This is a genomic window from Niastella vici, from assembly GCF_002077945.1.
GTDB classification, from domain to species: Bacteria; Bacteroidota; Bacteroidia; order Chitinophagales; family Chitinophagaceae; genus Niastella; species Niastella vici.
This window is the reverse complement of the sequence record NZ_LVYD01000051.1, coordinates 56293-68590: the sequence shown is the minus strand read 5'-3', so window position 1 is coordinate 68590 and position 12298 is coordinate 56293. Positions and strand designations below refer to the sequence as shown.

The 12298-nt window shown below is 44.7% G+C and carries 12 protein-coding genes; 4 read left to right on the top strand and 8 right to left on the bottom strand.

Annotation, left to right across the window (positions count from 1 at the left end; translation table 11 throughout):
- Nucleotides 1-128: 128 nt before the first annotated feature.
- Nucleotides 129-518: a hypothetical protein gene (locus A3860_RS20695; RefSeq protein ID WP_143774204.1), complete on the bottom strand. Its 390-nt coding sequence runs from the start codon at nucleotides 516-518 to the stop codon at nucleotides 129-131.
- 119 nt (nucleotides 519-637) lie between these two features.
- Between A3860_RS20695 and A3860_RS20690 the strand changes: the two genes are divergently transcribed.
- Together A3860_RS20690 and A3860_RS20685 are read left to right on the top strand one after the other, a co-directional pair.
- Complete coding sequence (locus tag A3860_RS20690; protein WP_081149266.1) at nucleotides 638-1516, top strand: LytR/AlgR family response regulator transcription factor; 879 nt, start codon at nucleotides 638-640, stop codon at nucleotides 1514-1516.
- Nucleotides 1517-2033: 517 nt separating this feature from the next.
- Complete coding sequence (locus tag A3860_RS20685; RefSeq protein ID WP_081149263.1) at nucleotides 2034-2726, top strand: hypothetical protein; 693 nt, start codon at nucleotides 2034-2036, stop codon at nucleotides 2724-2726.
- Here A3860_RS20685 and A3860_RS20680 read toward each other — a convergent pair.
- Nucleotides 2723-4777 carry a putative porin gene (locus tag A3860_RS20680; protein ID WP_143774203.1) on the bottom strand — a complete coding sequence of 685 codons (2055 nt, stop codon included), beginning with the start codon at nucleotides 4775-4777 and terminating at the stop codon, nucleotides 2723-2725. The two genes, A3860_RS20685 and A3860_RS20680, sit on opposite strands and share 4 nt — an antisense overlap.
- A 117-nt stretch (nucleotides 4778-4894) precedes the next feature.
- Nucleotides 4895-5716 (bottom strand): purine-nucleoside phosphorylase, encoded by an 822-nt coding sequence (locus A3860_RS20675; protein ID WP_143774202.1) that lies wholly within the window; start codon nucleotides 5714-5716, stop codon nucleotides 4895-4897.
- A 236-nt stretch (nucleotides 5717-5952) separates the two neighbouring features.
- Between A3860_RS20675 and sucC the strand changes: the two genes are divergently transcribed.
- A complete protein-coding gene (sucC, locus tag A3860_RS20670; RefSeq protein ID WP_081149261.1) occupies nucleotides 5953-7164 on the top strand; it encodes an ADP-forming succinate--CoA ligase subunit beta in 1212 nt (403 codons plus the stop codon).
- Between the two features lie 244 nt (nucleotides 7165-7408).
- On the opposite strand, the gene A3860_RS20665 is transcribed toward sucC, so the two are convergent.
- Nucleotides 7409-7915 (bottom strand): hypothetical protein, encoded by a 507-nt coding sequence (locus tag A3860_RS20665; protein WP_081149258.1) that lies wholly within the window; start codon nucleotides 7913-7915, stop codon nucleotides 7409-7411.
- Between the two features lie 1640 nt (nucleotides 7916-9555).
- Between A3860_RS20665 and A3860_RS20655 the strand changes: the two genes are divergently transcribed.
- Nucleotides 9556-10041 carry a GNAT family N-acetyltransferase gene (locus tag A3860_RS20655; RefSeq protein ID WP_081149253.1) on the top strand — a complete coding sequence of 162 codons (486 nt, stop codon included), beginning with the start codon at nucleotides 9556-9558 and terminating at the stop codon, nucleotides 10039-10041.
- 116 nt (nucleotides 10042-10157) lie between these two features.
- Here the strand turns inward: A3860_RS20655 and A3860_RS20650 are convergent, their stop codons facing one another.
- The 4 genes from A3860_RS20650 to A3860_RS20635 all read right to left on the bottom strand — a co-directional run bounded on the left by A3860_RS20650 (nucleotide 10158) and on the right by A3860_RS20635 (nucleotide 12172).
- Nucleotides 10158-10772 carry a SprT-like domain-containing protein gene (locus A3860_RS20650; RefSeq protein WP_081149250.1) on the bottom strand — a complete coding sequence of 205 codons (615 nt, stop codon included), beginning with the start codon at nucleotides 10770-10772 and terminating at the stop codon, nucleotides 10158-10160.
- Nucleotides 10765-11166 carry a hypothetical protein gene (locus tag A3860_RS20645; RefSeq protein WP_081149247.1) on the bottom strand — a complete coding sequence of 134 codons (402 nt, stop codon included), beginning with the start codon at nucleotides 11164-11166 and terminating at the stop codon, nucleotides 10765-10767. Before A3860_RS20645 ends, A3860_RS20650 begins: the two co-directional genes overlap by 8 nt.
- Before the next feature lie 158 nt (nucleotides 11167-11324).
- Complete coding sequence (locus A3860_RS20640; RefSeq protein ID WP_081149244.1) at nucleotides 11325-11759, bottom strand: bactofilin family protein; 435 nt, start codon at nucleotides 11757-11759, stop codon at nucleotides 11325-11327.
- 17 nt (nucleotides 11760-11776) lie between these two features.
- Entirely contained in the window at nucleotides 11777-12172 is a 396-nt protein-coding gene (locus A3860_RS20635) for a hypothetical protein (protein WP_081149241.1), read from the bottom strand.
- Between the last annotated feature and the right edge of the window lie 126 nt (nucleotides 12173-12298).

Below are 12298 nucleotides of genomic sequence, written 5' to 3'. Positions count from 1 at the left end.
TTGCCTGCATACGCCCATGGTTTGTTGTACAATGTACTTTGCCTGATTCGGTATCAATACACGATAAACAAATAGTGATGCTGCTTATAGCGCATTCACTTTTTTGCCTACAATAAAATGGTTATGGCTCAGGCGCAACGGGGTGGCTGAAAAATATCGGCTACTGCGAGCAGGGAGTGATTATCTTCATTGTGCAGAATAAACTCGTTCTTTGCTTCTATACTGCGTACCGGCAATTCAATAACTGCATTTACCGGGCACTCGCAACAAATGGTGGTATTGGCTACGCAGCAATCGGTATGGCGAAAAGGCAACTGGTTATCGCGTTGATAATCCTCGTCCTTTACATACTGATGAATGTAATGTAAGTTCAGGAAAGAAAGCAGGGAGATGGATGGGTCCTGATGCCGGTGCTCAATAAAATGTTGTATCAATACGGGCATTCGCAGAAACTGGTGCAGTTCTGAGAACGACAGCATATAAATACTTACAAAAAATATGGCTACGGCCTTTTTCACGGGTCAAATGTACAAAACAGCCGGTCAAATAAAAGGATAATAATTATTTTTTAACCTGTGTTAAGACCAGGGCCCAATAATATGGAATATTATCTTTATGCCGCCATCAAGGCCCATTTATGTTATTACACCGTCCTTTTCCTTTAGATGCGCCCTCGCGCCAGGCGTTCCGGTATACTTTTTATGCCGCGTTGTGTGTATTTTTGATCCTGTTCCTGTTACAGCCTTTTGGCATTAATGAGCTAAGCCTTTCCGCCCGCATCTTACAGGCTTCCTTATACGCGCTGGTCACTTTTGTTCTTGCCACCCTGAATACTTTTATGCTGCCCTGGCTTTTGCCGGCTGTTTACCGCGAAGAAAAATGGACGGTTGGCAAAGAGTTGGTGCATATGTGCTGGCAACTGGTGGTTATTGCATTTGGTAACTGGTTGCTGAACCACTGGCTGTCGGGAACAACTTTGTCGTGGTATATGCTGATCCGTTTTTTATGGTGGACGTTGATAGTGGGCATCTTCACGCTGTGGCTGAATATCTTATTGAAACAACAACGCCTGTTAAAAAAATACAAGGCCGGCGCTTCGCAACTGGATAAACAATTGCACCAGGCAGAAAGCCCGGCTCCGGTACTGTTGAACCAGCAAGAGAACATCGTATTTACCAGTGAGAACGGGAAAGAACAGTTTATGGTAGCCCCCGGCGATATCCGGTATATTACTTCGGCGGATAATTATGTGCAGATCCATTTTTTAAAAGAAAACGAACCCGCTACGTATCTTTTGCGCAGCACCCTGCGAAAAGTAGAAGAAATGCTGGCCCCCTTCCCCCAATTTTTCCGCTGCCACCGCGCGTTTATTGTGAATTTGAGTGCCGTAGCGCATGTAAGCGGCAATGCGCAGGGGTATAAACTGCATTTAAAAGATGGGGCGGAACCGGTGCCGGTTTCGCGGAATTTGAATTCAAAACTCTCCGAACAAACCCTTTTGCTCAGCATGGGATAAGTCAATTCTTTACCTCTTGTTTACCTCCTGGTTACCCCGGCGTTTCGCAATTAGTTGATTTCCAACATCAGCAAAATCATTTCTTTACCCCCTGGTTTCCTCCTGGTTACCTCCTGCTTAGGTAGTCCTCTCTTTTTTGTTACCCCCTGGTGACCTCCCCTTTTCCTTTTCATTACCCCCGGGTTGGCTTTTCTTCTCCCTTCTTCAGGTACCCTTTATGTTAGGGTAATATTGCCTTTACCTTTTCATTTCCATTTTATTACCTAAAGGGTAACCAAAAGGTTAACCTGATATTACCACAATACGACCACAACCAAACCACAACCTAACCGAAGTACAGCTGCCTGACCTCACAAATGATTGCCGGTTTGAAAACTCCCCCTTCAGGAGGCTGTGTGGCCTGCATTCTGTCCCAAACCCGCGCATTTCATCCCTTGCATTTGGAAAACGCCCTGATATACAGGCATTTTTGTGAAGGCAACCAACTCATTGCCAAAATCAAAAAAAGCCATCAGATATGACCATCGCATTAAAAATTATGCTCATCCTGCACATCATCAGTGGATTTACTGCATTATCTACCGGACTTCTTTCCATGCTCAATAAAAAAGGCGCCCCGCGTCACCGCCTTACCGGGAAGATCTTCTTTTTTGGGATGACCGGTGTTTTTATAACAGCCACCTTCATTTCAATAGTCAAGAACATTCCATTCCTGTTTATGGTAGGCTTTTTCAGCTATTACCTCGCCAGCTCGGGCTACCGGGCTTTGTACCTCAAAAAACTGCATCTGCAACAGCAACCTGCCGGGCTCGACTGGTTCATAAGCGGTACCGGTATGCTGGCCGGACTGGCCCTGGTAATCTTCAGTTATTTCTGGTTTACACAGCGGGGTATGTGGGGAACTGTTCCGCTCAGCTTCGGCATCTTTTGCTTTATCAGCGGCTTAAAGGACATTCGCCGTTTTTACAGGCGGCCGGCCGAAAAACAGCATTGGTTCTTCACCCATGGCAGCCGGATGGGCGGGGCTTTTGCCGCCACCGTTACCGCATTTATTGTGGTGAACGTGAAAATGGGTTCATTAAGCTGGCTGTTATGGATATTACCCGGTGTAGGCATCGGGTTTTGGACCAGCAGGATCTTATCGCATTACCGCAACCTGTTCAAAGGAAAGAAAGCCACCGTGCAGGCAGCACCCGCAGGCAGCCATTAATTCACAAAGCTCCAGAAGATACCTACCCGAATTTGCATACCGGGATAAGGATAATCAATAGTGGGAACATTATTCTTTGTAAAGCCACCCTGTGATGGGTTCAGCGCGTTCAGGTTTTCGGCCCGTACATAAGCGCTAAAGCTTTTAATACGGAAATGCAGGTAAGCGCTTAAATCGGGCCTTGCCAGCTTTACGGTGGTCTCATTCTGGTAAAAGTACTGCCCTATAAGGGGTGAATATTGCGGCGCTTTATAAGAAGTGAAATAACGCATTTCGGCGCCAAAGCTGATGCGCAGGTTCTTAAAGCCAAGGGTGCCATCATAGCCTACCTGGTTGCGGGTGGTAAGCAGGGGCAGGTTCACCGGACCATCACCTATACGTTGCTGTAATACCACCCAGGTTTTCCAGTTCCAGCTGCCGCCAATGCGGAAGATCTTTTCGGCCGATACCTGCAACACATTGAACAGCGTGGTAGCCTGCTCAACATGCATGTAATTGGTATAATAAGTATAATTGGTAACCACGTAATACTTTCCGGTTAGTTTCAACCTCAATTTGGGTTGCACAAAAGAACCGAACAGTATAGACGTATTCTCTTTTTTAAGATCGATGGGGCTGGCTGCCGAATCAAGATAAAAACTGCTGTTGGGGTTGTACACATAAGAAGGCGTACGGTTGGTGTTTTGAAAGCCCACCTGTAAATACCCGATCTGCCGGCTGATCAACCGCTGCAAACTGATGTAGGCATTATAGTCGCCGGCATTATTTCCGTTCACATAAAAATTACCCAGGGCCTCAATATCCCATTTCTTGTTGCGGGTGCGGTTGCGGTATTCGCCGTGTACAAAGAAGTTATAATAGTCTTTAGTGAAGCTGCTGTCTTTCAAATACACCGAATCAATAAATTCCCCCTTCAGGGTTTGTAAGGAGGCGCCCAGCTTCAGGAATTGTCCTGCATTTTTAGCATCAGGGAAAGTGTAGATCGAAAAATCATTCACTAATTCCCGCCAGTGTTCCCGGTTAAAAAAAGTATCCCGGTTCTTTCTCAAAGGGATGGCATACAGGCTATCGTAATAGTTGGTATCTGAATAGTTATCATGAAAGCGGTAATGATAGGTGCTTAACGCAATAGTATGCTCAAGGCGCAAACGCGGGTAAAACAAAGGTATTGTAGTGGTATCGTTCACCACCAGGGAGTCTTTTTGTCCCAGGTCGTACTGCTGCCGCAGCATATACGTAGCATTGGTATAATTGGTACCGGTGGGTATATTGGAGCTGAAGAAATTGCGGCTGCCGGGCTGGTCGGGTCCCAGTTTGGTGGGAATATTTGACCGTTCATCGTAGGCGCCGCCCGCACTATCGAGGTAGTTACCATCGGCTTTTATACCGCCGTTTTCACCTGATTGCAGTTTGTTGCCCACTATCACTATGAAATTCTGGTAACGTTTGTTCTTCGACTGGTACCAGGAAGTAAAGCGGTAATTATTATGATTGGTATTCTGGTTCTGAAAAAAACCCGGTGCATTGATCAGCCGGTACTCAAAAGCCATGTTCCAGTTTGGCTTCAGGTTTTGGGTATGCATGAGGCGGATCAATTGTTCCGATTTAGACCCCAGCAGATAATTCAATTCGGCATACGGGCGGGTTGTATTATAAAAGCGGGCGTCCTGCACCGTTAAGTTGTAAATATCAAATGCATGAAAGCCATGGTCCCAACCGGCCTTCATTTTAGGTTCAAACAAAAGACTGCGCGAGGCGGTGCCCAAATTACCGAGGTTAACGTGGTACCAGGGAACATTTATGCGTTTGCTGAAATCGTATAATACGGAATCGAAATTCTGCAACCTGCTTGTATCGAGGAAACGGAAATGGATGGTGATGGAATCTTCGAGGCCCGTACGGTGGCCAATTGAATCGCTGCCACCACCCGACATGCTCATGCCACTGAACTTCCCCTGCGCCTTACGAAGAAAATCCTGTTGGGCCTTTGCCGAATTTACAAAGCCGGTCAGTAAAAGGGAACCAATAAATATGTACCAGATCCTTAACAAGTATGAACGATTATTAAACAAGGCGACAAATTAATAATTATTAAACCGATACCGGTTATAAGAAAGTTAATTGTGCTGACTAATCGAAGCTGTCAGAATGCCGGCAGCTTCGGCATATTACAATTCAGCTACCAGTTGTTTAAAGATAGCGGTGAGCTTTGGTTCAGCTTCCTTCGCGGCCTGTAATACTTCTTCATGCGTGATTATATTATCTTCTTCCCGTATACCAATATCGGTGATAACGCTCACGGCAAATACGGGCAGGCCCATATGCACTGCAATGATCACTTCCTGTACGGTGCTCATGCCCACCGCATCGCCACCCATACGATGGATCAGTTTGTATTCGGCCCTTGTTTCAAATGTTGGACCAGTTACACCAAAATAAACCCCTTCCTGCACTTTTATATTCGAAGCGGCCGCAATGGCTTTGGCTTTTTTTATGATCTCTTTAGTATATGGCTCGCTCATATCAGGGAAACGGGGGCCCAGTTCGGTATAATTTTTACCGATCAGCGGGTTTACCGTGCTGAAACTGATGTGATCGGTAATGATCATGAGGTCGCCCACCGTAAATGCCGGGTTTACCCCACCCGCCGCATTGGATAACATCAATTGCCGGATACCCAGTTGTTTCATTACCCTGATAGGATAGGATACCTGATCGGGGGTATATCCTTCATAAAAATGGAAGCGGCCGGCCATTACCACCACTTTCTTCCCGCTTAATTCGCCAAACATCAGCTTGCCATGATGGCCTTCTACTGTAGAAACCGGGAAATGGGGAATGGCATCGTACGCGATTTCCTTTTCAACTTTGATTTCCTGCGCAAAATTTCCCAATCCGCTTCCTAAAACAATGCCCACCTCGGGGATGTGGGGATAATTGCTCTGAATAAAGGAAGTGGTTTCATGTAATTGTTGAAGTATACCGGGCATAAATGATGAATAATAATGTTAATGGCGCGTTTTATTGGTTGAAAATGCGTGCAAATATAAGGAAGTTACCGGTTGCCGGGTTGCCAGTTGCCAGGCGTTTCGCCCCGGGAACCGGAAACTGGTAACCGGTAACAACCGATTTCCGGCAACGTTACCGTAAATCGTAGGCTGTTAACTGGCAGCAGGGGTAACAGGTAATACCTTTTTTGCTTATTTTCGCCAAAATTTTTTACGGCATGAATCTTCACGAATACCAGGCAAAGGAATTACTGAAAAAATACAATGTACCGGTGCAGGAAGGAATACCGGTCGACAGAGCCGACGCGGCCGAAGAAGCATATAAGAATTTAAAAGTTCAGTTTGGCAACAACTTCGCAGTTGTAAAAGCGCAAATACATGCGGGTGGTCGCGGTAAGGGTAAAATCAGAGGCACCGAACAACGCGGTGTGGCTGTAGGTAAAAGTGCCGAAGAAATAAAAACAATCGCCAGTAATATACTCGGTGGCACCCTGGTAACCATTCAAACCGGTGAAGCTGGTAAACTGGTGAACAAAGTACTGGTTGCACAGGACGTATATTATCCTGGTCCCAACCCGGTAAAAGAGTTTTACTTATCGATTCTGCTCGATCGTACAAAAGGCCAGAATGTGATCATGTACAGCACTGAAGGCGGTATGGATATCGAAGAAGTGGCTCACAATACACCCGACAAGATCTTCAAAGAGTGGGTTCACGCAGGTAGTGGACTGTACCCTTTCCAGGCGCGTAAAATTGCATTTAACCTGGGTTTAAAAGGTGAAGCATTCAAGAACTGCGTAAAATTCGTTACTAATTTATACAATGCATACGTTGGGTTAGATTGCGCTATGCTCGAGATCAACCCGCTGTTCAAAACATCTGACGAAAAGATCATTGCCGTTGACTGTAAAATGGGCCTTGATGATAATTCATTGATGCGTCATCCCGAACTGGAAGCACTGCGCGATATCAGCGAAGAAGATCCTACAGAAGTAGAAGCAGGTAAATACAACCTGAACTTCGTAAAACTCGATGGTAACGTAGGTTGTATGGTAAACGGCGCCGGTTTGGCCATGGCTACCATGGATATGATCAAACTGAGCGGTGGTGAGCCTGCCAACTTCCTCGATGTAGGTGGTACAGCTAACGCCACTACTGTAGAAGCTGGTTTCCGCATCATTTTGAAAGACCCGAAAGTAAAAGCGATCCTCATCAACATCTTTGGTGGTATCGTACGTTGCGACCGGGTTGCACAAGGTGTTATCGATGCGTATAAATCAATCGGCAACATCACTGTTCCCATCATCGTTCGTTTACAGGGAACCAATGCTGAAGAAGCTAAAAAACTGATCGAAGAAAGCGGCCTGAAAGTACAATCGGCCATTCTGTTAAGCGAAGCGGCTGCCCTGGTAGGTAAAGCGGTAGCTTAGTGAGAAGTCACCCCCACCCCCCTAAAGGGGGAGATAAAGTTAATAGGACTATTAAGATAATAACAAAAGGCCTTCTGTTTAACAGAGGGCCTTTTGTTATTATGTAGGCAACGGGAGATCGTGAATGGTGAATGGTCAATGGTCAATGGTGAATGCGCTGAATGCGAAATCCCTGAATATCGCGAGGTGAGTAGTGGGAACCGGCAACTGGTAACTTCTTCCTCCCTTTTAGGGGCTGGGGGTATTATTCATCCCCTTTCATATACTTCTTCAGCCAGCCTATTACAAAACTGACACGCTTGTGGGTATTCTGAAGCAGTTGGTCGTAGGCAATAGATTTAATTGTTTCAGGCTTATCTTCCAGGTGGTATTGCAACTTGCCTTCTTTATCAATGACCTCAAAATGATTGATCATATAGCGATAGTGGCCATCCATTATCTCAATGCTCATATGCAGGGCAACCGGTATAATGGAGGGAACCGAAACACCATGGAGTTTGGCCCTTACATTAATATAACCTTTGCCGGTTAACAGCAAATTAGCTGGCTGCTCAACGTGGGCAACGGTATCCCAATGTACAAGAAAAGGCTGGTTAAAAAAGGATTTGGCCCGTTCCATGGAATGGGCGGAATTCTCGCTAACAACTTCACCATAATACTGGAACTGGCCCGAAGTAGTGCGTGGTATCTGACCTACAGCAACATCAGTGATCGACGCTATCGATAACCATATAATAAGTACAGGCCGCATAATTCGTATACAAGTTAACATATAGTACGGTATATTAAAAACCACTCAACACATTTACGGATTTGTGGTAATTTATTGATCCGGAACATGGCCTTGCTAAAGCGTACCAATAATAACAGGGGGCTTACCCCCTCTAAAAAAATAAATGCCCCCGCAACGGAAAGCGGGGGCAATTCTTTTTTGAGAGACGGTTTCTGTTTTCAAAGGATTACTGGATCAGTTTTCAAAAGGACTTTCGGATCTTACTTTGGTTTTCAATTGGATCTGGATTTGGTTTTTCTTCGGACTTTGGACATTTTGGATAGTTTAACACAGGAATACGTTACGGTTTTTCGGACTCTTGGACTTTGGTTTTTCTTTCGGACCTGGACTTCGGTTTTTCTTTTGGACTTTGGACTTCGGACTTTGGTTTTTCTTTCGGACTTTGGACTTCGGACTTTGGTTTTCTTAGGAATTCGGATCCTGGTTTTTCTTTCGGACTTCGGACTTTTGGTTTTTCAATTGGATGTTGAACTCGGTTTTTCTTTCGGACCTGGACTTTTTACTTTGGTTTTTCTTTCGGACGTTGGATACTTTAATATCTTTTTGTTTGCCTGTATAAAGATCGAAACTTTAACTACTTTTTATTCATCATTTCATCACTTATTCGTTCTGCTCGTTGGTAAACTTATTCGTATCTAGGAATATACCCTTACACTAACGGGTATGGGCATAAAAAAACCCGCCGGTAACTGGCAGGAGACATTGCTGGTGACAGCATTATAATATGCGTTATGGAAATTGGTTTTCACGGATACGAAAGGGTTATATGTTTTTGTTTTTTCGGTTTTCATTTGACGTTGGATGAGCAAAGCTATTACAAAAGTGTTGTTGTTGCATTGCCGGTATAAAAATGTTACAATTTCTTCAAATTAGGAAGCTTTTGGTAAGAATAAGTTAACAATATGTGCGATTATTTTAGAAATAACTAGGATGAAACCTTTATGCCTCGTATATCCACAAACACCGCTTCGTACATTTACCAATTGCATAAATCATTCATTTACTACCGCCAACACATTACATCGTGGATATCTAATTTTACTGAATGCAATTGCGAAGTAATAAAGCAACCAGTATCTTTGTACGCATAAGCGATCATAGAGAAAACACCAATGCTGCTGCTGTTTAATTCGCTTTCCGTTACTGATAGGTGTTTTCATCAACCGCCCGATATTAACCTCTAGCCCATCATTAGTGTAGTTACGAAAAATGCACCGTATTTTCTGTAATTCTAAAAATTAGTAAATCCCTCTTGTGGATAAGTGGGTTTTGGCATAGAATTTTGTCGAATAAAATGTTAAACCAATCGTTAACCTGATTAATCTGTAGCAATGAAAAATCCCGTACGACTATTCTTCGGATTCATCTTTGTAGCCTATGTGATCATTTACAGCCTCATGGCAATTCTGGCTTAGTTACTTCTGCAGTTACAAAGAACACTCCCCTACCCCATACGTTTATACTTCCTCTTACTGTATATCTGATATTTACCGTAGATGCTCACCCGTTGATGCTTACCCATTGATATTATGGTGTTGTTCCAATGGCTATTGGTATAACCGAGGTATAGTGCCTGCAATTTGGCGTATCTTTGTTGCATGCCATCCCTTACTTTCAGAACTATTCAGCCTGCCGATAACCAGGCGCTGGCAATTATTGTACGGAATGCCCTGGCCGAATTCGGCGCTAATAAACCAGGTACTGTTTTCTACGACGCCACAACCGATGCCTTATACGAATTGTTTCAACAGCAAGGCAGTATCTATTATGTGGCTGAAGAAAATGGAGTGCTCATTGGCGGCGCCGGCATTTTTCCTTCGCCCGGCTTACCAGCCGATACGGGTGAACTGGTGAAAATGTACCTGTCGCCTGCCGCACGCGGAAAAGGCATTGGAAAGATCCTGATTGAAAAAGCCCTGGCATTTGCAAAAGATGCCGGCTACCGTAAAGTATATCTTGAAACCATGCCCGAGCTGCGAAAAGCGGTGTCGGTGTATGAAAAGTTCGGATTTAAATACCTTGATGGTCCGCTGGGAAATACGGGGCATTTTGGATGTGATGTATGGATGCTGAAGGAACTATAAAGAGTGGCCAGTTACCGGTTTCGGGTTACCGGGGAATACAAAATGTAATCAGCCTTTTGCAATAAGGACCTGGCAACCGGGACCTGGTAACAGGTAACCTTCGAAATTGCAAATTGTCAACAGGCTTTTACCTCGTAGATCGGACTGAACAAATACAACTTCCCCGTTTCTACCTCCACGCACTGGAAACGCTTGCGCAATTTCTTCCCTTTTTTAAAAATGCGGCCTTCGCCTATATCGAACAGTTGTCCTTCGGGTAACTGCTCAACCATTACCAGCCCGTTATTGCGATCGAACTGCTTCAATACCCGCATCAGGCCCTCATCGGCACAACTGCTGGCTGGCAGGTCGTGCATCGATTGCTTGAGCGCCTGTTCAACCACGGGCGGAAAGATCTCTTTACCCAAAAAGTCTTTCAACAACATGGCATATAAATTCTTCCACTCCCGGCCATGGGGCGATACGCGGTGCCCAAATTGCATAAAGGTGACCAGGTGGGCCAGCTCATGTACCAGCGTGATCAAAAAAGCGTAAGGATTTAAATTGCCGTTGACACTAATGCGGTGATTTTTATTGGTAGTGGCATGGCGGTAATCGCCGAGGATTGATTTTCGCTCACGGGTGATGGTTAAATGTACCTTATACTGATGCAGGAATTCCAGCACCCGGGGTACAGCCGTGGCGGGAATGAACTTACTGAGATACTCTAATGGGGCCTCCTGCTTAGACATTCTTTTTTTGCTTGCTCAATTTCATCAGCGTGACAACCTCAAGGGTCGTATAAAGCACGTAAAGGAACATACAGCCAAAAACGCCGCCTTTATTAACTCCTTTACCAGCTATGCTAATATAAACAAAGACAGCCACCAGGCAAATCATCATTTTTGACAATACCCCCCCATACACGGTACGCACAATTGCCTGTGGGTTCTTAGTGTTGAGCTGGCGGGTGAACAGGAAAAATGAAACAGCGGTAGCAGCAAACAGCACCAGGTTACCTATTATCAATACATCAACATCTATATTCCACTGGTTCAACCGGGCCCGGCTGGTTAAAAACAACGCATTGGTAATAACAAATATCAGCACCAGCGGGCGAAATGACCTGAAAACCGTTTTATTCATTGTTTAAATAATGGAGCGCAAAGATAGACAGGAAATGAGTAGAAAACCCGGACAAACCAACCTACAATTTAGAAAAAACAGTCCTTATCCGGTAACAATCAGGTTATCGAATAGGTGCGTTCAACAAGTACATAGGGGGCGTAACCAGGTAATCTAAATCAGGCTTTTGCAAGCTCTTTTGCCTTTTTATCGGCAATTACTTCATTCACCTGACCATTGGTGGCTGTTGTCATATGGCACTGGCCATTGAAATTTGCGCTCGGCTCTATCTGCAGTTTTCCTGCATATAAATTGCCGCTCACATGGCTGCCGCCTTTTAACTGCAACAACTCTTTTACCTTGATGGTGCCGCTTACCTTCCCCATGATATCGGCCTGCTGTCCCGAAATATCGCCTTCAACTGAACCATTTGAGCCAATGACCACCTTGGCCTGGCATTGAATATTTCCCTGCAGCGTGCCATCAATACGGATGTCGCCATTGCTCGAAATATCGCCTTTTAATGTGGTTCCGGCAGCAATAATGGTAGCAGCCCCTGTTCCGGGTGCAGATACTTCACCTGAGATTTCGGATTTGGATTTTTGATTGAACATACGGTATGGTGGTTGGTTTATTCTTCAATATTCTCAGTTTGAGGAATAGAAAGCGTGGTAGTGTCCAGTTTAACGCTGATATTCCCCTGTAATACACTTTTTACGTTGTCAAGATACTTGTCTTTATACTGCATCGCCTGCTCCAGTGAATCGGTACGTACCTTCAGTTCGCGCAACTCACGCATGGTGTTAACGTCTCCATACCCCGGTATGTACATACGCAGGGGTGTAAACACAATGAGTGCCACCGTTAACCCGGTGAGCAACACAAAAATGGTGCTAAGTGTAATGTAAACACTCAGTCTGGATAACTTAAACGTCACAACCTCTTCGTAAGTATCATCGTTCATCACTACCAGCCGGTACCGGTTCTGCAAGCGCTTCAGGGTAGATTGGGCATCGAATTTAGCCATAGAGAGAGTTTCAAAACGCTAAAGATAATAAGTTATTTTAATTGCTGGTCACGAGTATAAAAATTAACGTACCTGCAAAATATTTTTCTTGAAAATCAGTTAATAAGATTTTAGTTTGTGGTAGAA

Bases quoted from the DNA above. Each gene is read 5' to 3' on its own strand.
- A3860_RS20685 (WP_081149263.1), top strand. From the start codon at position 2,034: ATGACCATCGCATTAAAAATTATGCTCATCCTGCACATCATCAGTGGA.
- A3860_RS20650 (WP_081149250.1), bottom strand. From the start codon at position 10,772: ATGTCTAAGCAGGAGGCCCCATTAGAGTATCTCAGTAAGTTCATTCCC.
- A3860_RS20655 (WP_081149253.1), top strand. From the start codon at position 9,556: ATGCCATCCCTTACTTTCAGAACTATTCAGCCTGCCGATAACCAGGCG.
- A3860_RS20675 (WP_143774202.1), bottom strand. From the start codon at position 5,716: ATGCCCGGTATACTTCAACAATTACATGAAACCACTTCCTTTATTCAG.
- A3860_RS20635 (WP_081149241.1), bottom strand. From the start codon at position 12,172: ATGGCTAAATTCGATGCCCAATCTACCCTGAAGCGCTTGCAGAACCGG.
- A3860_RS20665 (WP_081149258.1), bottom strand. From the start codon at position 7,915: ATGCGGCCTGTACTTATTATATGGTTATCGATAGCGTCGATCACTGAT.
- A3860_RS20640 (WP_081149244.1), bottom strand. From the start codon at position 11,759: ATGTTCAATCAAAAATCCAAATCCGAAATCTCAGGTGAAGTATCTGCA.
- A3860_RS20645 (WP_081149247.1), bottom strand. From the start codon at position 11,166: ATGAATAAAACGGTTTTCAGGTCATTTCGCCCGCTGGTGCTGATATTT.
- sucC (WP_081149261.1), top strand. From the start codon at position 5,953: ATGAATCTTCACGAATACCAGGCAAAGGAATTACTGAAAAAATACAAT.
- A3860_RS20690 (WP_081149266.1), top strand. From the start codon at position 638: ATGTTATTACACCGTCCTTTTCCTTTAGATGCGCCCTCGCGCCAGGCG.